Raw genomic sequence first — 20,666 nt, 5'->3', positions numbered from 1 at the left:
CGCCATGAACACGCCCGGCACGCTTTCAGCAAACCCGCCCGCCGCACACGCGGCGGACCCTTCCGGCTTCAACCAGCGCCTGTACCGCAAGCTGGCCTGGCGCATCATGCCGTTCCTGTTCCTGTGCTTCGTGCTGAACTGGCTGGACCGGGTGAACATCAGCTTCGCGCACCTGCAGTTCAAGGCCGACTTGAACATCAGTGACGCCACCTTCGGCATCATTGTCGGCGTGTTCTCGATCGGCTACCTGCTGTTCGAGATACCCAGCAACCTGCTGCTCGAGAAGTTCGGTGCGAAGAAGACCATGACCCGCATCATGGTGCTGTGGGGGCTGGTAACCATCGCCACCGCATTCGCCCAGACGCCGGCGCAGTTCTACGTGTTGAGGGTATTGCTGGGCGCTGCCGAGGCCGGGTTTTTCCCGGGGGTAATCCTGTACCTGACCTACTGGTTCCCAGCCCGCTACCGGGCGCGCATCACCTCGCGCTTCATCATGGCCATTGCCGTGTGCGGCATCGTCGGCGGGCCACTGTCCACCTGGATCATGAGCCACTTCGCGGGCGCTGCCGGCTTCAGCGGCTGGCAGTGGCTGTTTGTGCTCACCGGCATCCCGCCAGTGCTGGCGGGGTTGTTTGCCTGGTACTGGCTGGATGACAAGCCGGCCGATGCCCGCTGGCTCAGCAACGCCGAGAAGCGCACCATCGAAGCTGCCTTGGCCCACGAACGGGCCAGCCGCAAACCGGGCGGCCACCAGCGCTTTCTGGAAGCGCTGAAAGACCGCAAGGTATGGTTCATCACCCTGGCCTACTGCCTGACCATCATGTGCACGGGCAACGTCACCAATATCTGGGCGCCGTCGATCATCCGCGATGCCGGGGTTAGCAGCCTGGGCCAGCTCGGCCTGTTCTCCGCCCTGCCCTACCTGGCTGGCGTGGCAGTGATGCTGTGGGCATGCCGCCATTCGGACCTGCACCAGGAACGCCGCTGGCATTTCGCACTGGGCGGCCTTGCGGCGGCCCTGGCAATGGTGCTGTTGCCCAACCTGATCGCCGGCCCCTGGTCAGCCATCGCCCTGCTGACCCTGATGACAAGTGGCTACCTGGTGGCCACGGCGGTGTTCTGGACCATTCCCACCTACTACCTGTCCGACCGTGCCCGCGCCGCCGGGCTGGCGTTGGTGAACTGCTGCGGGCAGGTCAGCAGCCTGCTGACGCCGATCATGATCGGCACCCTCAAGACCAACACAGGCGAAATCAGCCTGGCGCTGTACATCGTCGCCGCCCTGGTGGCGTGCGGCACCCTGACCCTGCTGTTCGGCGTTCCGCGCCAGGCCTTGCGCGATGCACCTTGACTCCTTTTTCGAGACTGACACATGACCGACTACCTGGCACTGGCCCATGAACTGGCCACCCACATCCAGCCTGGCGCCGCCGAACGCGATGCACGGCGTGCCCTGCCGTTCGAGCAACTGGACCTGATCCGCCAATCTGGCCTCGGCGCCGCCCGCGTTCCGTTGCACATGGGTGGCGGGGACATCAGCCAACTGGACGTAGCGCGTATCTTCATCACCTTGGCCAAGGCAGACCCCAGTGTGGCGCAGGCCTTGTTCCCACACTTCGCCACCGTCGAGCACCTGCGCCTGATTGCCAGTGATGACCAGCAACGCCGTTACCTGGGCGCCTTCGCCCAGCGGCAGCTGTCTTCCGGGGCCATCGCCGAGCGAGGGGGCAAGTTCCGTGGCGAGATTCACACCCGCCTGGAACGCCAGGGCGCCCAGCTGGTGCTCAACGGCAGCAAGTTCTACAGCACCGGCTGCCTGTTCGCCGACCTGCTCAAGGTGCAGGCGGTGGACGAAGACGGCAACGCGGTGTACGTGATGCTGCCGGCCAACACCCCCGGCATCGAGCTGCTCGACGACTGGGACGGCATGGGCCAACGTGTTACCGCCAGCGGCACCACGCTGCTGACCAACGTGCCGGTGACGCAAGACCAGGTGATCCCGCTGGCCCAGTGGTACCAGCGCCGCAACTACATCGGCGCCAGCGCCCAGTTGATCCACTGCTCCATCGATATCGGGATTGGCCTGGCGGCGCTGGACGACGCCGTGCAGTGGTCGCGTACCGGTGCACGGCCAGTGCGCGAGAGCGGTGTGGACCAGGCCCGCAACGACCCGTACATCCTGCACACCGTGGGTGATATGGCCGCCGCCATCCATGGCGCACAGGCATTGGTGGAGAAAGCGTCACTGACCGTGGACCTGGCCGCCCGCAGCCAGCTGGAGGGCCGCCTGGCCGGCGAAGCACTGGACGCCCTGCTGGCCCGCGCCTCCATCGACGTGGCCGAGGCCAAGATCGCCTCGACCCGCGCCGCCCTGCATGTGTGCGAACGCCTCTACGAGGTAGGCGGCGCTGCTACCACCCAGTCGCGCTACAACTTCGACCGGCATTGGCGCAACGCCCGCACCCATACCACCCACGATGCCGTGGCCTACAAGTACAAGGCCATTGGTGATTACCTGGTGAACGGCACCCCCCCGCCCATCGCCTTCACTTACTGAAACCCAAGGAGCGCCCATGCCACCGTTACGCAAGCCCCTCTACGCCCTGTTTCTGGGAGCGCTCGCGGCCCCGGCCAGCGCTGCGCAAACGGCGGAGTGGGCCGACCTGGACGCCCGTATTGCCAAGGCGCTGCCGGGCGTGATCGAACTGCGCCACCAGATTCACCAGCACCCCGAACTGGGCAACCGCGAGGTAGAAACCGCCCAACGCATCGCCACACGCTTGCGCGCACTGGGCCTGGAGGTGCAGACCGGCATCGCCCATACCGGCGTAGTGGGCATTTTGCGCGGCGGCAAGCCAGGCCCGGTGGTGGCCATTCGCGCCGAGCTGGACGCCCTGCCACTGACCGAGCAGACCGGCCTGCCCTATGCCTCGACCGTTCGCGTGCTGGACAAGGGCGGTGACCTGCGCACCCGTGGCAAGGAAGTGGGCGTGATGCACGCCTGTGGCCACGACGCGCACATGGCCATGGCCCTGGGCGTGGCAGAAGTGCTGGCAGCGCGGCGCGACCAACTGCCCGGCACCCTGAAACTGATCTTCCAGCCCGCTGAAGAAGGCCCGCCCCTGGGCGAAACCGGCGGCGCCAGGCAGATGATCGAGGAAGGCGTATTGAGCAACCCAGCGCCGGCGGTAATCTTCGGCATCCACGTCACTGCCGGCACGGCAGGCACCTTTACCCTCAGCCGCAACCGCACGACCGCAGCGGCAGACACCTTCCAGGCCCGCATCACGGGCCGGCAAACACACGCAGCATTCCCCTGGACCGGCATCGACCCCGTGCCGGTAGCGGCGCAAGTCATCCTTGCCTGGCAGACCATCCCCAGCCGCCAGTCCAACCTCAGCGTGCTGCCGGCGCCGGTGATCTCCGTGGGCCGAATCCAGGCCGGGGACCGGCACAACATCATCCCCGCCGAAGTGCGCCTTGAGGGCTCCATCCGCACCGTCAGCGACGAACAGCGCGAAGACGTGCTGCAGCGCATGCGCCGTACAGCGCAGCACATCGCCAAAGCCTCGGGTGCCAGCGCAGTGGTCGACTACCTGCCCGGCAACTACCGCGCCGGGTACAACGACACCGCGCTGGTGGACAGCCTGTTGCCAGTGCTGGAGCAGGTATCCACCACGCCTGTGAAGATAGACAGCGGCACGTACGGCGCGGACGATTTTGCCGAGTACGCCCGCCAGATCCCCGGCGTGTTCCTGCGCATGGGCGCAACCCCGCCGGCACTCGCCGACAAGCCGGTGTGGCCGACCCATTCGCCAGGCTTCCAGGTGGATGACCCGAGCCTTGCGGTGGGCATACGTGCCCTCAGCCGGATGACGCTGGCCTATATGAATGCCGGTGCTCGCTGAGCACCCCGCCTCAGTTGCAGGCCCCCAACTGGCCTTGCCGAGCCACCCTCGACCTCTGGCACGCGCCCTCATCTTTATAAGGCCACCGTTTTGCACAAATTCTGAAAGTTGTCGCAAACCACAGTGGGAGCGGGTTCACCCGCGAACACCGGCGCCAGCCGGTGCCATCCACCCTTAAGTCAACCAGCGCCCACCCGCTCCCCAGGCCATACCACCGCCTGAGCCACAATCACATGCGTGCCATTGAACGTAAGCGCAGGCCCGCCATGAAGCTGATAGCCCATCAGCAGGGCATCACTGACCCTGCGGCAAAAGGCAGCGTCATCGGGGCCGGTCAGTACGCGGTAAATGGGCATGCCGTCGGGTGGCTGGTTCATCGGGTCGATCCTTGTTGCGGTAGGTGTGGAGTTTCAATACCACTTGGAAACAGCCTACAACCCTCAACGCAGGGCAGTCTATGTAAAACGCGGTGGTGTTCCTGGTAAACAATCAGAATTTAACCCTTTCTTGTAGGCCGTTTCCCAAAGATACTCCGTGAGCCTGTTTTTCGTTGCGCATGCCCATACCGAATCATAGTCTCGACCTGCCGCCCCGATGGCGGCACGGTTTTGACAGGCCGTGGTTCACTGAGAGCATGCGCAATGCCATTTATGGCGGCTGTGCGTGGGGCACCGTCGTGTGCGCCGGGATTCTCAGTGCCCCCGGTCTGTCAACCCGCAAACAGCTGCCACCCTTTCGTTTGACAGCGGATCTGCGGCAGCCCTTAAGGCACTGAGAGGGTTTATGCTCAAAATAGTCCCAGACCCACCCCGTCACATTCTTTCCTTGGAAGACACACTAATCCAGGCCACGGATTACGCCCTGTGCGCGGCAACCGTAGTGCAGCAGGCAATGGCACTACAGCCCAAATCGCCCGCGTCGGTGCTCATCATGGCGTCCATGCACGAATTGGAAACGCTGCGAGCGCTGCTTGAGTCGGCATTGATCCAGGTGCAGATGCCCTCAGAACCGAGGGCCTGGCACTAAAGCCTGGTTGTGTAACGCCTGGGCTGCTATAGCCAACAGGAATCCCAGCCCAGGCCACGAAGTCTTTCAGGGAGCTACCACCGTGCCCACAGAAGAAAACAAATTCACCGTCGGTAAAACCACCTTCTACCAAGGTGCCAATCAAACCCATCCTCTCTTCCGCATCGAACCTGGCATCCCTTGCCAAAGTGCACGTGAGCAGGCCTCGGAACTGATGGGCTATGCGCGGGACATGACGCTGGATGGTTTGATGGAAGATAAGCCCCAGTTGATCTGGGCATCCCACTACCTGTGTGCGCTGGCCAAAGCGCTGATGGATGATGCTGAGCTGGGCATGATGCGTTGATTCGCGCTGACGGCCCCGTCGTATCGAGGCCCATCATCCAGATAGGGGCGCTGATGCGAATTTCCACGGCGTGCTTAGTGCGCGAATTCGTTATGCCGGCGACCAGAGATTAGCACTTCTGATCGGGTGGCGATGGCTAAAAGCCTGCGTCACCTGATTAACAATGGATGCTGGATGCGTCTTCAATGGCGATCCATAACCTTTTTTTACACGTCTCGCTTTCCAGAAACGCGCCTAGCGAGTAGCGTTATGCCCCTTCGACAAGACCAAGGATCGGTAATGAACAATTTCACTTTCTCTTTCCAGGATCTAGGGCTCACGGTAGGCGGCGCCTTTGTGCTCTGGCTGCTGTCCAAGGCCAGGACTGGAACATTCTTTTTAGCCCTGCACCTCGCCAGATGGCAGATCACCCGTCAGCTCAGGAAGATTAAACGCGCCAGAGTGGATGTCTTTGCAATTCAAAGGGAGATTATAAAAGAGTCGACGCTTTTCGCATGCTTCGTCTTGTCATTTCTGCTTGCGGTGGGGTTCTACCTCTCCGCCTCATCTGACAAAAGCCTCGCAGTAAAATTGGCCATTATGATCACGCTCATGGTTCCAACCCTGCTGCTGGAGGCGTGGTGGCTTTTTCACCAAGACTATGTCAGCACCCTGCTGAAGTATGCAGCCAAAGTCGGCCCGGGCTTTCGAAGGGCGATACGGAAATACCCTCAAGGCCGACGCCGGACCAGCGACCGTCAGGCCCGCCGCGAAAAATCCGCCAGCAGAAAGCCCACGTACGTACGTGTGGTCTCCAGGAGCTAGGGCCTCGGGGGAGTCCTGGTCGGGCGACCGGCACGCGAGCCCCGCTTCATCTGAATAAAATGTGATGTGGTTTATGCGAAAAAATCGGAAATAGCCCCTGGCTTGTAGGCCGTTTCCCAAAGATACTCCGGGCGCACGTTTTTCGTTGCGCATGAGCAATGCGGATTCTAGTCTCGCCTAGTCGCTGCCAATTCAGCGACCGGTTTTGACAGACCGCTCACGTTGTCCTCATGTGCACGCCTTTATGGCGGCTGTACGTGCGGGCACCTATGGTGCGCCGAGTGCCAACGTCTCGGTCTGTCAACCCGCGTACAGCTGCCACCCTCTTGTTTGACAGCAAGTTCGAGGCAGCTCCATATCCCACGTTGGAGCTGAACCATGCTAAAGATTGTTCCTGATCCGCCTCCCGCCCTTCTCTCCCTTGAAGACACTCTGATACAGGCCACTGACTACGCGCTCTGCGCATCGACCGTTGTTCAGCAGGCGATTCAACTGCAGCCCAAATCACCCTCCTCCATCCTGATGATGGCATCCATGCACGAGCTTGAGACGTTGCGCGCGTTGCTTGAATCGGCATTGATTCAAGTGCAAATGCCGTATGAGCCAAGGTTGCGGCATTGAGTTTGTGATTGGTTTCGCCTGGGTTGTGCGTGGTGCGGCTAGGCCAGCCCAGGCATTAGCGTGTTTCGGGGAGCGACAAAGATGGCCACAGAAGAAAACAAATTCACCGTTGGTAAAACCACTTTCTACCAAGGCGCGAACCAGACCCACCCCCTTTTCCGCATCGAGCCTGGCATCCCCTGCCAGAGCGCACGCGAGCAGGCTTCGGAGCTGATGGGCTATGCGCGGGATATGACGTTGGATGGGTTGATGGAAGATAAACCTCAGCTGATCTGGGCTTCGCACTATCTGTGCGCGTTGGCCAAGGCGCTGATGGATGATGCTGAATTGGGGATGATGCGGTGAAGTAGGTCGGCGCTTTCGGATGCGTTGAAGACTTGGTTCAGTGTTCGGCTTTGAAGGCTATTCACTTTCATGGGCCGATCAACGCAATTGATCGGCTCGCAGCCTTAACTCCATGGTCTGGGACATAAGGATTGAATCCGGGCGCAGATGCTCAGCGGGGCCAACTGGTTCAAAGCCGCTCGTTTTGTACAACTGCATTGCTGGGCTGCCTGCGATGGTCACATCAAGGCGCACCCGGACAGCGCCGCGGCTTTCAGCCCAAGCAACAGCCGTCTCAAGCAACGCCCTGCCGATGCCAAGACCACGCGCCTCAGGCGCGACCCACATTTGAAAGATTTCAACGAGTTCGTGGTCGGCGTCCGATGCCTTGCACCAGATCAGGCCATGAACCACCTCATTGTAGATACCGAGGAAAGCTTGAGCGCTGCTGACATTGGTTACAGTAGCAACGCGCTCTTTCCAAGCAGGATCGTCTCTTGTGGACTCATGCGCGTAAGTACTCCCGAAGGCATCCGGGGATTCCTGCAGGGCCCGTAGCCTCAGATTCTTGTAAGACCGCCAGTCGTTGGCTGTGATAGGGCGAACTGACAAAATGGCAACTCCGTTTGGTCTTGATTTAGCCAACGACTGATTCACTTACCGGGCTAGGCACCGGGTCGACGTTGACGTCACGTCTGTTCGATTCTCCATCAAGCTTCCGAAACCCAACGCCCACGTATCAGCTTTTTGAGCTCGGCAATGCTCAGCGTCACATCTCTGGCTCGATGCACCATAGCATGGCAGTTGGCGCACAACGTCACGAGGTCTGTCTCGGGGTTCACTACCTGCTCACCACCTAATTTTGAAATAGGGACTACATGGTGGACGTGAACGAAGCCCTTGCCGTGTTCACCGTAGGCCTGTTCAAAATCAAATCCGCAAGCTTTACAGTCCAGGCCATGGAACGCGATGGCCTTTATCCGGAGGTCTTTCCGACGCTCATAGCGGGTGCTGAAGTAGGTGGTCTTGCTACCTTCCACGAATGACTCGAGGCTCAGGTTTTCATCATCCGTCACTGTTGCCGAGACTGGCGGTTGCACAGGCAATAGCTTGGCGTGGCTCAAGATGGTGTCGTAATCGGTCTTAGCGATCGGTCGGACACCGTCACGCCAGTAATTTGTAACTCGACTCGATGGGACGCTCTCAAGATACTGACCGTCAAGCTTCGCAGGGACAGCACTCTCAAACGCGGCGAAATCCTCAATAAATGCGAAGAGATCCCCCTTTCCACTTTTCGGGTCAGGGTAGACCTTACCGACGCGTGCTTTGCCAAAGTAGTGGGGAGACGCACTGAGGCGCTTGGACGCAAAGGCTCGATCCGTGATTCGTCCTTTGTAGTAGATCACCTCCGTTCCTTCAACGAGCCAGGCTTTGTAACGCTTGGGGAAATGATAGACAGAGCCTGTCTCGTCTTCCCACTGAGACGTATCGTTTTCTACGATCACGACGGGCATTGGATTTCCTCTCGATGGTGGCGATAGCCTACCAAGGAAGAGGACGTTTCCTACAGTGCGATCGGAGTAGTGACGAGTTACGCATCTGTCTATTAGTGAGGACGCGGGTTCAGATCCCCCCGGCTCCACCAAATGATCAAACAAAGACGTCCACGGACGTCTTTTTTTGTGCCTGTTACCCAGTAAAATCAATGAGTTACAGCGCTTTAGAGGGCCATAGAGGTTTTTTGAGTTCCAGTCAGTTTGGTATCCCAGGTGGTATCCCAGGCTACCCGGTGCTATTTTTAGGATACCAAAACGGTGCCGGAGGTAACTCCCATGCCTACTCAAGCAACCCGCCTCTCCGACCGCCAGCTCAAAGCGGTCAAGCCAACCGGGAAGGATTTCGTCCTCAGCGACGGTGACGGCCTTCAGCTTCGTGTCAGAGCCAGCGGCTCAATGATGTGGAATTTCAACTACCGCGAACCATTGACCCGAAGCCGTATCAACATGGCCCTCGGTCCATACCCCGACCTCTCGCTAGCCAACGCTCGAAAAAAAGCCGTTGAGGCGCGCGAGCAGCTCGCCCTAGGCATTGATCCCAAAGTCCAACGTGATGAGGTTAGGCAAGCCAAGCTTGCTGAGACTGAGCACACCTTCGAAAAGGTGGCCACCGCCTGGTTCGAGCTGAAGAAAGATTCGGTCACCCCGGCCTACGCCGAGGACATTTGGCGTTCGCTCACCCTGCACGTTTTCCCGAGCATGAAAACAACGCCGCTATCGGAAATCACCGCCCCAATGGTCATCAAAATCCTCCGCCCAATCGAGGCTAAAGGCAGCCTCGAAACGGTGAAGCGATTGAGCCAACGGCTCAACGAGATCATGACCTATGGGGTGAACTCCGGCCTGATACATGCGAATCCGCTAAATGGAATTCGTGCGGTGTTCAAGAAACCGAAAAAAGTAAACATGGCTGCGCTTCCACCAGAAGAGCTCCCCGAGCTCATGCTGGAGATCGCCAACGCCAGCATCAAACGCACTACCCGCTGCTTGATCGAGTGGCAGTTGCACACGATGACTCGCCCCGCCGAGGCGGCGACTACTCGCTGGGCAGACATCGATTTTGAGCGGCGTGTCTGGACCATACCACCGGAGCGGATGAAGAAGCGCCGCCCACACAGCATCCCGTTAAGCGATCAAGCCATGGCATTGCTGGAAATACTGAAGTCCCACAGTGGTCACTGGGAATACGTCTTCCCGGCAGACCGAAACCCTCGTACTCATGCCAATAGCCAGACCGCCAACATGGCGTTGAAACGCATGGGATTCCAGGATCGGTTGGTCAGCCACGGCATGCGCTCGATGGCGAGCACCATTTTGAATGAGCATGGGTGGGACCCGGAGCTAATCGAAGTCGCACTAGCTCACGTAGACAAAGATGAGGTGCGCAGCGCCTACAACCGAGCCGACTACATTGAGCGCCGGCGCCCGATGATGGCCTGGTGGAGTGAGTACATCCAGAAAGCCGCCACCGGCAGCCTGCTCGCCTCAGCATACGGCCAAGTCAGGGACAAGAATGTGGTACCGATCCGCTAGCGCTGTACAGGCGCAATAACGGAAGCGACAAGAACTGAGCGCTCAAGATTCAGGGCAAGCAGTCTCGTTTATCCGCTTGTAAGCGCGGGTCCTTCCAAACAGGGCTGCAAAGCCGCCCTGTTTGGAAGGACCTCACTTTGAAAAGCTAAAAAGCCACCACGTTGTCCGAGTTCCACCATGGAATTCCATCGGTGGAAAACCGCCTTCCAAGTCCAAAGTAGCAGTGAGTTCCAACCCTTGACCGGGTTTATCCACAGGCGTAGAACTGGCCGTGCAAGCGCTGTCGTTGACAGCACCCCAGGTGGCCCGAACCTTTAAGGTCACGCCGCTCTCTCGGTGGTTCTCCCCAAATGGCGATTCGCATCCGGCAGCTCGCCCGGTCACCTCCCCCGGTGATGGATGCCTACTTCAGATCATGGCCCTCGTGCGCCAGACGACACGTCCTACTTCGCTGCCCTGCAGCAACCTATCCGCTTGGCCGAATCTTGCGCCAACCTGCGCCCGTCTCTTTCTCCTGGAAAGAGACGGGCGCTTCTAACGCTGCTGCAGCCCTCATCGCAGTTGGCTTTGCGGCAACTCCCCTCGTGACAATCGGCGTGACAAACGCCGATGTCACCAGCAACAGCGATGCAAATGATGGTGCCGCAGACCAGGGAATGGATTGCACCTGACTGACAGTCAGGCACGCCCCGGTCATTACATCGTTGTGTTCACCCGGCTCAGGATCTACAGGCGCTGGTTTCGTCAGCCAGCGCTTCCTCCACCCGCCCACCGGTAACGGTGTTCAGGAGGCCAGATCATGAGATGCCCTTGCTCCCGGTCGTAAGGAGCCGCCAGTCCCGCGATAGAGGACATCCCCACAGGTCGCAGGGGCCTTGATCCCTGATAACACTCAGCATTCTTGGCGGGATGACGTGGGGCGAGGATCGGAGATCGGATGATGAGGTGACTGACATGGCATTGCTGGGTAGACGCGATGGCCGCAATTTCGGTTACGGCAGGCAATTGAGCTACGCAGGGCCGCAGGCGCTGAAAGACATGTTCGGTGGAGGTCATTACGGCACAGTCAAGGCGCACTGTGATCGCTGGCAGGCATTCGTGAATTGGTGCCGCTCCGAACAGGGCCCCGGTATCAATGATGCGCGGCAGATCGATCGGAAGGTGTTGGCCGACTATGCAGCGTACCTGCGCGACGTGGTTGGGCGCGGTGATCTCGCCGTCAGCACCGCACAAAATCGGCTATCCAGCGTTAACAGGACCATGGCAGCGCTTCGCGGTGATCAGTGCGTGAAGTTACCAAGCCCGAGCAAGGCGTTAGGTATGCAGCGTACCGGGGTTCGACAGTCGGTGCCGCAGGGCCAAGACCGCGAACAGGTTAAGCACATCGCCGATGCGCTTTGCAGCTCTCATCAGCTTCGGGCCGCTGCGATCGTTCTGCTGGCGCGAGCCACCGGCATGCGCTTGCGTGAGGCCATCTTGGCTGACCTGCCACGGTTAAGCCGTGAGGCTTACGACCTAAGCAGAATTAACATTCAGGATGGCACCAAAGGCGGCCGCGCCGGCGCCTCGGCGCCACGTTGGATTGCGGTGGACGACCATGTTCGAGGTGCACTTGAGTTTGCGCGGCAGGTGTTGCCTGCGGGCAGCCGCAACCTGATTGCGCCGCACGAAAGCTACCTGAATCTTCTGCAGCAAATCATCCGCCCTGCGCGGGACATCCTGCATGCACACAACCTCAAAGGCTTCCATGAGCTACGAGCAGCATACGCATGTGAGCGCTATGAGCAAATCACCCAACACCGCGCGCCTATCAACGGCGGTCAATGCTGCCAGGTAAATAGGCACCTTGATCGTGTGGCCCGGAGGCAAATCAGCTATGAGCTGGGACACGGTCGGATTGACGTAGTTGCCGCGTACATTGGAGGTCAGTCATGAGTATGCCATTCGATATGGAGCTGTTCTTGGCCGGCGTGCTGACTGGGTCGCATGCGACGCGGCAGCGGCATTTCCGGCAGGCTAGGGTTATACAGACGGCAATAGCTGAACGGTGGCAGCGGGAGACGCCATGGGGTTGGAAGCGAAAGCATTTGAATTGGTTTTTGAAGAATCGCTTGAAACAGCGTAGTGACGGTACGCGATACTATTATCTGCTCACCGTCAGATTGATCGTTCGACGCTTAGGGACATCGTGGGTGTTCGATCTTTGAGCAAAGACAGCCCCGTCGTGACCAACTGCAATCGAGCGATTCTGTTGAAAAAGTCGGTTCTTCCAGACTGCCCGGATACTGACGGCTGAAAACGTTTTTTTTGCGCGCCGCTACGCGAAATCTGAGCCCGGAAGCCTCTGTCGAAAATAAAGATTTCAATCTCGGACGCATACTTTTCTGCTGCGAAAAGCATGGCCGACTTTTTCAACAGAATCGAGCCATAGCGGACGATCGCACCAGGCGCCTTTCAGCCAGAAGCAGTCATCGAGCACCTTGGAAATTTAAGACGCTTCAGGCTGCCACAAGCTTGTGATGGTAAAAGCGAAGTCGGTATCAGAGGCGCGGATCACAGCATGACACCAGCGGAATTAGCTGCAATTCCGCTGGTGCAAGTCAATCAAGGGCTAACAATAACCCTGATGTCCGAGCCCGAGATGCTCTTGATATATGAGTAACTCGTTCCCAAGACGGCCAGTTGCTCTTTCGACACCTTCTTCGCTGAGATCGCAGGTTGTACGATCACAAACTTGAAGATCAGCTCATGGTCGTGGCATTTGTTGCGCAAGATCTCCAGCTGCTGGGGCGTGCCCTTCAGGATTCTGTCGAAGTCCTTCAGCAGTCCCTGTTGGTATCGATCCATTAATCGGTTGAAGAACTTGTCGCCGGTGTACAGCCATTTCACCGACCTGGACGCCTGTCCGCATACTTCATAGACATCAGCGACGCGCGCTCCCGGCGCAGCCACACCATCCGTCATAGGACAAAATTTGCAGTGATACAAGTCGACATATATAGCGTCCTGGTTTTCCCGAATTGCCACCAGGTCAGCGATTTCGCCTTTGCCGTCATCGTTGAACACGATTGAGTAATCGTCAGCGATCTTGTCGAAGGTGAACCCTTGTACTGAATCCTTGCGTCGCTCCGCACGCATGGACTCCTGATGGATTTTCGTCGTTCCCCAATCCCAGGCTTCGAGCAAACCAGCTGGCAGTTTTACATCCATGCTGTTGAGCGAGTACTGACGGTAGTTGCCCTGCACCATGGATCCGTCGACCTTGAGCAGTACCAGCGGCTCTCCATCCAGGTAAGAATCCAGTGGCATTTCGTGGGGGTAAAGGATCTTCACACCTGGGCAGGAGGTCTTGTACCCATCCTCCAGCAATTTGATGGCGATGGTGGTCAGCCGGCGCTCCTCGCCCTCGTTACCCGCAACAATGACGGGGATCTCCAGCGTCCGTGCATCAATGTACTCAGGCTTACCAAGCTCGACATCGAGCAGGTTGAAAGTCTCTCCCTGAAAATACAGCGAGATCCTTTGCTCGTTTTCGATCGCGATCGACACAGGCCAGTCGGCGTAGAACAGCCCCTCTGGCCATCTGTCCTTGATTTGGTCGGCACGCATGACATTTTTGAGGACGTCACCAGGGTCGATGGTGTTGTCGTTGAGTTTAACCGCCATCCGCTTGCACCACTCGACCCAGTAGTTGATCGGAGAGGAGTTCATCTCCCAGATCTTGCCCTTGTGCGAGCAGCCCACGGTGGTTCGTTCTCCATCCTCAAAACCAGTGGCGAAGATGTTCGACTTTGTCGCATTGCCTTTCTCGATATCGCTGATCACCTGGTTGATGTCGCGCCCCACATGCATCGTAAACCGCAGGTCTTTCCGGGCGCGGGACAGGCCAACGTTCTGCAGCTTCATCAGCTTGATGTCGTGGAGCGTCCGGAACGCCGGCTCACCATTGATGCGACGAGAGTCTTTGGCCACCAGGTTCAGGAAGCGAGTTGCCTGGGTGTCGTCACCCGAGGTGTGAATGAAGAGGGTTTTCTGCACTTTGTCATAGAACGCGATGTACAGATTCCAGTTGGTATCGACGATTTCTTCGGTCTGAGCCCACCCAACCAGCGTCTCTCGCCGAGTCACGGCAATGACGGTATCGGCCTGATCATTGATCGAAAAGTACTGCAGTGTCTCCCTGCGGCCATCCAGGCTCTGCGCCCGCTGCGGTGTCCAGTCTTTGACAGAGAGGTGATACGCCACGGCGCTGATTTTGGGGTTCGGGTTGAGCCCAAAGATTACCTTGGCATCGTCACCGTCAGCGAATTGCTCGGTGAAGTCCGCCTTCTCAATTTCCCGGCTGACCTTTTTCTCACTTACGTTGCGAATGACTGCCCCCCAGTCAGCACTCTCCTTATAGAGGTCAGCCATCTGGTGGTCGGTTTTCTGGTTAGCGATGTTCGCCACGAACTTGGCATCACCAAGGGCCGCATCCACCCGTGTCAGCCGGCCGATGAATTGGAGCGTCACGGCAGGGCTTTGGTGTTGGTCATGAATGGCAGCAATTTTGAGCTCGGGTAGGTCGAAGCCCTCGCCAAGCATGTCGACGCAGACGATGATCCGGTGCTTCCTCTTGATAATCTCAGCCATCACCCTGGCCTGGTTCGGCACATTGCTGTGAATCAGTACCGGCGTGAGATCGGGGTGCTGCTTGTAAATCTCAAACAGGTCTGACGCCCGCTTGTGCGACTTGGCCCGCACCATCATCAGATGGTTATACCCGGCCTTGAGGTCAGCCCTGAGCAGCTCAACAGCCTTGTCTGCAATCGCTTGGTCGGACAGCTTGAGGTTGTATTCTCGTACCGGATGGAACTCGATACCTTTGAAATAGCCGTCAAGCTGCGCATCCCGGAGCGGGTAGTTGTAAATGATCTTACCGGCCAGAGCCAGACCATCTTCCCGGAATGGCGTCGCTGTAAACTGAATACACGGTTTGCCGATGAAGGCAGTTTTGATTCGATTCCAGCTAGCAGCGGCGACGTGATGAGCCTCGTCGATCATCAGGTGGCTGCACATATTGACCAGCGCGCCCAAGGCGGCGTCTTCGAATAGCAGCAGGGCCTGGGGAGTAGCCACAATAATGTTGGCGCTGGCCAAATCAGCAACCTGCTCCTCTGACAACTTCGAATCGATGGCCGCCACAATAGGATTGCGCGCCGTGTCCGATACCGCCCCCACGGTGCGGAGCGTCTTCATCTCCGTGCACTTACCCACCAACTGCGTTCTGAGGGCGTCCGAGGGAACCAGGATCAAGGTTCTTGCCATCCTCGCAGCGAGGATCAGCGCGAGCATGGTGTCAGTCTTCCCTGTACCGGTGGGCATGACCACTGTGGCGGTCGAAGAGGGATCAACCACCAGGTGCCCCAGGGTGGCATAAAGCGCAGCCAGTTGAGGCTTGCGCAGCCCAGGTGCGTTCGTCTTTGGATCGTCGAGACTGAAATTGAAGAGATGGCTTTGCCAGCTTTGGTACACATCCAAATGCGTTATGACTACGTCGTCCATGGCGATTACCTGGAAGCAGAAAAGACTTCTGGGGGATAGGGTGGCGATATGGTAGCACGCACCCTATTGTTGCTGGGTGAAAGCGATTCGGGACGAAACGCGTGAAGACGTTGTCCTTTTGATGCTTGAGCAACCGTTTGAGCAGCTCTACCGAGACGGGCAAGGTATGGTCGTAGCGCATCCACAGATCTAGGCGAAACTTATTGACCACGCAATGTCCGACAAGGTCCTGCGTGATGTCAGACGCACTGCTGCCATATGCCACAGCACAGGCAGCAGATCCCGCAGGTGTAACCCGTTAACTCGGTTGGCGACGAGTTTCATGTCAAATCCCTTACACACTGCGAATGAATATATCCCTTGCTAGAGGATCCACTAAAAGCGACGCAGCTACTCCAAAACAACCTCATCGATAACGCTTAAGCTCCCGCGATCATCAATGAAACGGGCATATAGCTCGTTGACTAATGCCGAATCTATACAGCTCACATCCGTCTCATGCTCACGCTCATCGTGAGCTTCGGGCTCAATGAAGCCCCGATCAAAGCGAAGTCCTGCTTTCTGATTGAACAAGTAGCGTGCATGGATATCTTGGTCTAACTGATCTCCAGCCAACCGATAAACGGTGATTTCAATACCGCGTTCAATCCATCCGCCAAGCAAGTCTCTATACTCTTGCCGCACCACATCTAAGCCGCGCGGGTCCTTGGTGTAGTCGGAAAAAATAATCACCTGATTAGGCAATGCACCGGCTTCCTCACAAGCAGCAAACATGGCACAGAGAACTTTCGTGCACTTGGGCTTGGACTGAAAGTAGCGATCCACCAGTACAACGCTATCCGAGGCGACCAGAACATATTTAGCTACCTGAGCCAACGCATTCGCAGTCCGCTTCACACGAAAATCCCGACGATTTTCAAACAGATTCTCATGGGCATCATCGAGGCTATGGAATTTTTCTGAGATGACCTGGTTTCGTACCAAGATGGCTGACAACCTATTCAAAACGTCTTCAGCACCAACATTTTCCAGCCAACCACCATCGCCGTACGGAAGCCTCATCCGCACAAGCCGGTCGCTCTTGATAGCTTGTAATCGCTCCACGACTCGCGCCATGTCGAGATCACCGACACCGTTAAGCTTGCTGGCCTCCATCACCATTCGCTCCCACTTACCCGGGTAACGCGCGATCAAAAGCCCCTTGCTGTAACCAAATTTCTCCACGGCATAGCGAAGACCTGGCCAGTTATTGATGGCCTCCGGCTCTATGGCAAAAATGGCGTGCATCAGAAAAGCTCCTCGCCACGTTCAGCGAAGAAGCCACTTGGCCAGCGGCTGGTGAACTCACCCGTGAGGTCTATTTCAATCCGTCGGGTTCTCACTCCCACCTCACATGGTTCCATGTAAACGATGGAGACATCAGCTGGAGAGACGGGCCGCAGACCCGCCGGCAACTCGCGCTCTGAGGTTTCTCGGATACGACGCAAGATCCGCAGGATCAGGTGCTCGCTATGAGTTTCTATCAAGAAGGTGGTGTTCTTGTTGGCTTGCGTCAGCAAATCGCCGATGCCGACCTGGATCCTTGGATGGACATGCAGTTCCGGTTGCTCGCAGGCAATGATACCTCGCCCGGCCTGTACCGCTGCGACCACCAGTGGGAACAACTGAGATATTCCGACGCCTACCTCGGAAAAGGCTACCTCGATGTTGTTGAGGTCGTCCCAAAGCACCCACTTGCTGTAGACCTCCTTTGTCACCAGCTGCCGCGCTTTGGCCCCAGTAGAATGCTGATCTGCCTCAAGCAGTTTCTTCACTGCGTCCAGCGAAATTGGATGCTGCTCCGGCAGCGGATTGCCATCTTCATCTGCTTCAGAGAGGCTCAGGCTGAGCGAATTTCCGAAAGTCTCAATCAATGCCTGTAACTCACTGGCGGTATCACCGCCTCCCGAGTATGCGGCTTGGCTGATCACGCGCTTCGAGCGAAGGGAATATCCGAGATTCAGGGTGCCTGAAGCATTCAGCCAGTGGTTGAGCTCCACCATATTGGCTGCGGTCAATCGCCCCATGACATCCCACGCAGCGGCACCGGAATACCAGTCCTTTTGCTGCGGATAGGGATTTGGTCGATGCAGGGCGTCTGGGATAAGGCGCAACGGGCCAATGCACAGGCTCTCGTTGAGCAGCGCCAGTAGGTTGTCGAGAGGTGCAACCAGCACATCCGAGAGGACTTCGTGCAGACGCAGAGTCAGGGCTGGCTCATCTGCCTCGATGACCGTCTCCAACCGCTTACCCGGCACAGGTAAAGCGCCGACAAGTCCCTTGAAGCCGATAACAGTATGCTCAAAGGAAATCTCGGCGTTCTGCCCAATATCTGTTCTGGACACGGTTTCGGGCTTGCGGTTGGCATTGAGCAGCTCATGCAGGCGGCTGACATAGTCCCTTTCCGCGTACTCTTCGTGGTCCGCCTCAGTCAACAACGCTGGGTGCCGATAATTGAGCCAGGTAATGACTGGCTGTCTAAGGCCCGCATCGCTGGAGAGCTCGGCGATCAGGCTGTCATCCAGCCAGACCTTGTAGCAGGCCACATACGCCATGTCCTCGGCTTTCGACCAGGCAATATGAAACTCCACAGCCATGCGGTTGGCGTCAGCCGTGGGGCTGTCGACAGGTAGGCCAAAATCATCCCCCAGCAGATCCACGATCTGGTTATAGCTGGCACCGATGGCGCCCGACTTATCCAGGGTCAGCTTGATAACCATGCGCTTGGCGAGATCACGGCCATTGACCAAGCTCTTGAACCCGCCAATATGCTTCTCACCCAGCGCATCAATACGCTGTGGGTCGCACTGCCCCTTCTCCAGCATCTGCTGGATATAGAACAGCGCCATCAACACCGAGCTTTTACCCACGCTGTTCGGCCCGAACAGTAGCGTGACGGGCGCCAGGGCGATGGATTGGGTGGTCTGAAAGGAGCGAAAGTTAGTAAGGGCAATTTCCGTAATGCGCATGGTTTTTATGCTCTAGCTCGGCAGAGGCCGGCAAATGGCTTAATTGTAATTTTTAGATGGCAATGGCTCAGCCGATGCGTGCGCTCATGCAGCGTCTGCACGACGCACAGGCGGAACAAACCGCTTTCGGCTGGGTCGCACACCACTTTGAATTCACCCGACCAACGCCAGCAGGTTCTGGACCAACTCTTTCAGCTCCGAGCGCTGCTCAGTACCCTCCTGGTACATCGAGCGCTGAAGGATTTGTTCAGCAGTCATGTGGGGCCAGAACTTGTCGATCACATCATCCGCTTTGACACGCACCGCCTGGCCGATGATTTTCTTTGCGTCGCAGGTATCAGTGAAGGCCACTCTTACCCCGGTTTGAGCATCAATCATGTCAGGGCACAGGTAGTTCTCGATTTCCCGCTTACGGGTGGAGTAGAAAGACCTACCTCTTCCCTCTACTTCCTGCTTGCGCTTGGCAATGGAGGCGACCTGCTCTGGGCTGCCGCCAATGTCGGAATCCAAGAACACGCACCAGGGTAACCCTAGGTCATCGGCGAGATTGAGGGTGACCCAGTGCTTCACGCTGCCACAGCCACCAATCAGAATCGGAACGATGCCGGCATCCTCAAGACTGGAGTTGAGATGCCCGCCAGCCCTCAGGGTGTTGGCCGCGTGGCGGAGGAAGGTGACGTCTGATTTACCTTCTACCAGCACAACGCCCTTCGCCCGCTCCATCCCCGTCTCAGGGAGCACACCCAGACTCTCGGCCGCCTCCTTCAGTACATCGTCATTGGGCATTTTGACGACAGGGATGCCGTTCTCATCCTTGGTGACGTAGCGGATGCCGTCGATGGGCATAAGACCGGCCAGGGCGGGGACGTGGGTGGTGACGATGATCTGCCGATTGAGCTGGTTGGAAAGCTCCAGCAGCACCTTCATCAACATCATCTGGTAGTTCGGGTGCTGGGAGGTCTCCGGCTCTTCGATGGCGTAGATCACATTGCGCTGGGAGCCCACTACCGCCTTCTCCGCCTCAGCACGGAAAAAGTTGAGCAGAATCAGTCGGCGCACGCCGCTGCCGCGCTTGTTGATCGGGATGCCGTTCTCACCATCCAAGGTGAAGCTGAAGCTCCATTTGGGCTTTTCCTTGAACCGTGGTTTTAGCTCGTTGGCCAGCTCGGGGGCCATTTCCCGCAGCTTGTCGAGGGTACGCTCAGCGACATCCAGCACACTGGCCTCGATCTGCTGCTCCAGCGCGCTGATCTGATCCTGCAGTTCGGCCTGAGCCTCCTTGACCGCCTGCTGCAGCGGGTTTTTGGCCTCCGCATCGCCATCACTGCTTTCACGATCCGCCTTGAACAGGGCGAAGGTGGGCAACTGTGCCTCGATCTTCTCCCAGATGGATTTGCTGTCAGTCGAAAGCCCTTTGCTGACGTCGAGCAGCATCTCCTGACAGATGATGGGCTGTGCTGCCGCACGAATCGCCTGCCGCCACTGTGAGGCCACGCGTTTGTCGGCAACTTGATCGGCGATGCCGTGCTGCTCGCCGAGCTTTTTCAGTTCAGCCATTTTTAGGCTCAGCAACCCAGCCAGCGCTTCATCCGCAGGGTGCTGACAACGGATGACGGTACGCTCTAGCTTGCCGGTGTTAGCCTTGAAGGTTTTGACTATTTCCAGCGCACCCTCGGCGTTAAGCAGGTACTCCTGCGCCAAGGAAGTCTCAGCATTTTCATCCAGCACCAGAGCCCCAGGCAGATCATCAAACTCGCAGGCAATCTCGAACTGCTCAGCGCCTTCGGCTAGGCTGAAGCAGTTGATATCGCTTCTATCGGCCTTGACGTCGCCGCTCTCGAAGAAGATCGCCAAGGCTTCGAGGATAGTCGATTTGCCATAGTCATTGCGGCCGACGATGCCGGTCATGGCTTCGTCGATAGGAATAACCGTGGTGGCGCGGTAGCCGCGAAAATGAGTGAGTTTGACGGACTTGAGGCGCATGGAAATTTCCTTA

The 20,666-nt window shown here is 57.9% G+C and carries 18 protein-coding genes; 11 read left to right on the top strand and 7 right to left on the bottom strand.

The features are described from left to right. Positions 1 to 4 precede the first annotated feature (4 nt). From IAE33_RS08320 to IAE33_RS08310, 3 genes are read left to right on the top strand one after another with little or no spacing between them, the layout of a single operon-like run. Complete coding sequence (locus IAE33_RS08320) at positions 5 to 1,351, top strand: MFS transporter (RefSeq protein WP_236406257.1); 1,347 nt, start codon at positions 5 to 7, stop codon at positions 1,349 to 1,351. 21 nt (positions 1,352 to 1,372) lie between these two features. Continuing rightward, positions 1,373 to 2,557: an acyl-CoA dehydrogenase family protein gene (locus tag IAE33_RS08315; protein WP_201163119.1), complete on the top strand. Its 1,185-nt coding sequence runs from the start codon at positions 1,373 to 1,375 to the stop codon at positions 2,555 to 2,557. 16 nt (positions 2,558 to 2,573) lie between these two features. Then, positions 2,574 to 3,908, top strand: a complete 1,335-nt coding sequence (locus IAE33_RS08310) for a M20 metallopeptidase family protein (RefSeq protein WP_201163118.1) — start codon at positions 2,574 to 2,576, stop codon at positions 3,906 to 3,908. A gap of 179 nt (positions 3,909 to 4,087) precedes the next feature. On the opposite strand, the gene IAE33_RS08305 is transcribed toward IAE33_RS08310, so the two are convergent. After that, positions 4,088 to 4,285, bottom strand: a complete 198-nt coding sequence (locus IAE33_RS08305) for a DUF1737 domain-containing protein (protein ID WP_201163117.1) — start codon at positions 4,283 to 4,285, stop codon at positions 4,088 to 4,090. A 406-nt stretch (positions 4,286 to 4,691) separates the two neighbouring features. Between IAE33_RS08305 and IAE33_RS24535 the strand changes: the two genes are divergently transcribed. The 5 genes from IAE33_RS24535 to IAE33_RS08285 all read left to right on the top strand — a co-directional run bounded on the left by IAE33_RS24535 (position 4,692) and on the right by IAE33_RS08285 (position 7,050). Next, positions 4,692 to 4,934: a hypothetical protein gene (locus tag IAE33_RS24535; RefSeq protein WP_060483098.1), complete on the top strand. Its 243-nt coding sequence runs from the start codon at positions 4,692 to 4,694 to the stop codon at positions 4,932 to 4,934. Positions 4,935 to 5,016: 82 nt separating this feature from the next. After that, positions 5,017 to 5,280: a DUF3077 domain-containing protein gene (locus tag IAE33_RS08300; RefSeq protein ID WP_060483097.1), complete on the top strand. Its 264-nt coding sequence runs from the start codon at positions 5,017 to 5,019 to the stop codon at positions 5,278 to 5,280. A 279-nt stretch (positions 5,281 to 5,559) separates the two neighbouring features. After that, on the top strand, positions 5,560 to 6,084 hold the full coding sequence (locus IAE33_RS08295) for a hypothetical protein (RefSeq protein ID WP_201163116.1): 525 nt from the start codon (positions 5,560 to 5,562) through the stop codon (positions 6,082 to 6,084). A 378-nt stretch (positions 6,085 to 6,462) separates the two neighbouring features. Next, positions 6,463 to 6,705: a hypothetical protein gene (locus IAE33_RS08290; protein ID WP_201163115.1), complete on the top strand. Its 243-nt coding sequence runs from the start codon at positions 6,463 to 6,465 to the stop codon at positions 6,703 to 6,705. Positions 6,706 to 6,786: 81 nt separating this feature from the next. After that, positions 6,787 to 7,050: a DUF3077 domain-containing protein gene (locus tag IAE33_RS08285; protein WP_060483090.1), complete on the top strand. Its 264-nt coding sequence runs from the start codon at positions 6,787 to 6,789 to the stop codon at positions 7,048 to 7,050. Positions 7,051 to 7,128: 78 nt separating this feature from the next. Here IAE33_RS08285 and IAE33_RS08280 read toward each other — a convergent pair whose 3' ends face one another. Both IAE33_RS08280 and IAE33_RS08275 read right to left on the bottom strand, forming a co-directional pair. After that, positions 7,129 to 7,686 (bottom strand): GNAT family N-acetyltransferase, encoded by a 558-nt coding sequence (locus IAE33_RS08280; RefSeq protein WP_328804831.1) that lies wholly within the window; start codon positions 7,684 to 7,686, stop codon positions 7,129 to 7,131. 53 nt (positions 7,687 to 7,739) lie between these two features. Next, complete coding sequence (locus IAE33_RS08275; RefSeq protein ID WP_201163114.1) at positions 7,740 to 8,543, bottom strand: HNH endonuclease; 804 nt, start codon at positions 8,541 to 8,543, stop codon at positions 7,740 to 7,742. A 318-nt stretch (positions 8,544 to 8,861) separates the two neighbouring features. Here IAE33_RS08275 and IAE33_RS08270 point away from each other — a divergent pair, with 318 nt between their 5' ends. The 3 genes from IAE33_RS08270 (at position 8,862) to IAE33_RS24530 (ending at position 12,325) form a co-directional block, all read left to right on the top strand. Continuing rightward, positions 8,862 to 10,118, top strand: a complete 1,257-nt coding sequence (locus IAE33_RS08270) for an integrase domain-containing protein (protein ID WP_201163113.1) — start codon at positions 8,862 to 8,864, stop codon at positions 10,116 to 10,118. A 954-nt stretch (positions 10,119 to 11,072) separates the two neighbouring features. Continuing rightward, complete coding sequence (locus IAE33_RS08265; RefSeq protein WP_201163112.1) at positions 11,073 to 12,053, top strand: integrase domain-containing protein; 981 nt, start codon at positions 11,073 to 11,075, stop codon at positions 12,051 to 12,053. Then, the gene (locus IAE33_RS24530) at positions 12,050 to 12,325 is read left to right on the top strand and encodes a hypothetical protein (protein WP_236406255.1); all 276 of its coding nucleotides are present in this window, start codon (positions 12,050 to 12,052) and stop codon (positions 12,323 to 12,325) included. The genes IAE33_RS08265 and IAE33_RS24530 overlap by 4 nt, the downstream gene beginning before the upstream one ends. Before the next feature lie 397 nt (positions 12,326 to 12,722). On the opposite strand, the gene IAE33_RS08260 is transcribed toward IAE33_RS24530, so the two are convergent. The 4 genes from IAE33_RS08260 to IAE33_RS08245 form a co-directional block, all read right to left on the bottom strand. After that, positions 12,723 to 15,662 carry a DEAD/DEAH box helicase gene (locus IAE33_RS08260; RefSeq protein ID WP_201163111.1) on the bottom strand — a complete coding sequence of 980 codons (2,940 nt, stop codon included), beginning with the start codon at positions 15,660 to 15,662 and terminating at the stop codon, positions 12,723 to 12,725. Positions 15,663 to 16,052: 390 nt separating this feature from the next. Next, positions 16,053 to 16,949, bottom strand: a complete 897-nt coding sequence (locus IAE33_RS08255) for a hypothetical protein (protein ID WP_201163110.1) — start codon at positions 16,947 to 16,949, stop codon at positions 16,053 to 16,055. Beyond that, positions 16,949 to 18,670, bottom strand: coding sequence for an AAA family ATPase (locus IAE33_RS08250; RefSeq protein WP_201163109.1), 1,722 nt, complete (start codon positions 18,668 to 18,670; stop codon positions 16,949 to 16,951). Before IAE33_RS08250 ends, IAE33_RS08255 begins: the two co-directional genes overlap by 1 nt. A gap of 153 nt (positions 18,671 to 18,823) precedes the next feature. After that, entirely contained in the window at positions 18,824 to 20,653 is a 1,830-nt protein-coding gene (locus IAE33_RS08245; RefSeq protein WP_201163108.1) for an AAA family ATPase, read from the bottom strand. Between the last annotated feature and the right edge of the window lie 13 nt (positions 20,654 to 20,666).

Source organism: Pseudomonas sp. S60 (genome assembly GCF_016647865.1).
Classification (GTDB): Bacteria; Pseudomonadota; Gammaproteobacteria; order Pseudomonadales; family Pseudomonadaceae; genus Aquipseudomonas; species Aquipseudomonas parafulva.
This window is presented reverse-complemented; position numbering and strand designations above follow the sequence as displayed.

Bases quoted from the DNA above. Each gene is read 5' to 3' on its own strand.
- IAE33_RS24530 (WP_236406255.1), top strand. From the start codon at position 12,050: ATGAGTATGCCATTCGATATGGAGCTGTTCTTGGCCGGCGTGCTGACT.
- IAE33_RS08270 (WP_201163113.1), top strand. From the start codon at position 8,862: ATGCCTACTCAAGCAACCCGCCTCTCCGACCGCCAGCTCAAAGCGGTC.
- IAE33_RS08260 (WP_201163111.1), bottom strand. From the start codon at position 15,662: ATGGACGACGTAGTCATAACGCATTTGGATGTGTACCAAAGCTGGCAA.
- IAE33_RS24535 (WP_060483098.1), top strand. From the start codon at position 4,692: ATGCTCAAAATAGTCCCAGACCCACCCCGTCACATTCTTTCCTTGGAA.
- IAE33_RS08315 (WP_201163119.1), top strand. From the start codon at position 1,373: ATGACCGACTACCTGGCACTGGCCCATGAACTGGCCACCCACATCCAG.
- IAE33_RS08265 (WP_201163112.1), top strand. From the start codon at position 11,073: ATGGCATTGCTGGGTAGACGCGATGGCCGCAATTTCGGTTACGGCAGG.
- IAE33_RS08285 (WP_060483090.1), top strand. From the start codon at position 6,787: ATGGCCACAGAAGAAAACAAATTCACCGTTGGTAAAACCACTTTCTAC.
- IAE33_RS08305 (WP_201163117.1), bottom strand. From the start codon at position 4,285: ATGAACCAGCCACCCGACGGCATGCCCATTTACCGCGTACTGACCGGC.
- IAE33_RS08310 (WP_201163118.1), top strand. From the start codon at position 2,574: ATGCCACCGTTACGCAAGCCCCTCTACGCCCTGTTTCTGGGAGCGCTC.
- IAE33_RS08275 (WP_201163114.1), bottom strand. From the start codon at position 8,543: ATGCCCGTCGTGATCGTAGAAAACGATACGTCTCAGTGGGAAGACGAG.
- IAE33_RS08245 (WP_201163108.1), bottom strand. From the start codon at position 20,653: ATGCGCCTCAAGTCCGTCAAACTCACTCATTTTCGCGGCTACCGCGCC.
- IAE33_RS08290 (WP_201163115.1), top strand. From the start codon at position 6,463: ATGCTAAAGATTGTTCCTGATCCGCCTCCCGCCCTTCTCTCCCTTGAA.
- IAE33_RS08255 (WP_201163110.1), bottom strand. From the start codon at position 16,949: ATGCACGCCATTTTTGCCATAGAGCCGGAGGCCATCAATAACTGGCCA.
- IAE33_RS08250 (WP_201163109.1), bottom strand. From the start codon at position 18,670: ATGCGCATTACGGAAATTGCCCTTACTAACTTTCGCTCCTTTCAGACC.
- IAE33_RS08295 (WP_201163116.1), top strand. From the start codon at position 5,560: ATGAACAATTTCACTTTCTCTTTCCAGGATCTAGGGCTCACGGTAGGC.
- IAE33_RS08320 (WP_236406257.1), top strand. From the start codon at position 5: ATGAACACGCCCGGCACGCTTTCAGCAAACCCGCCCGCCGCACACGCG.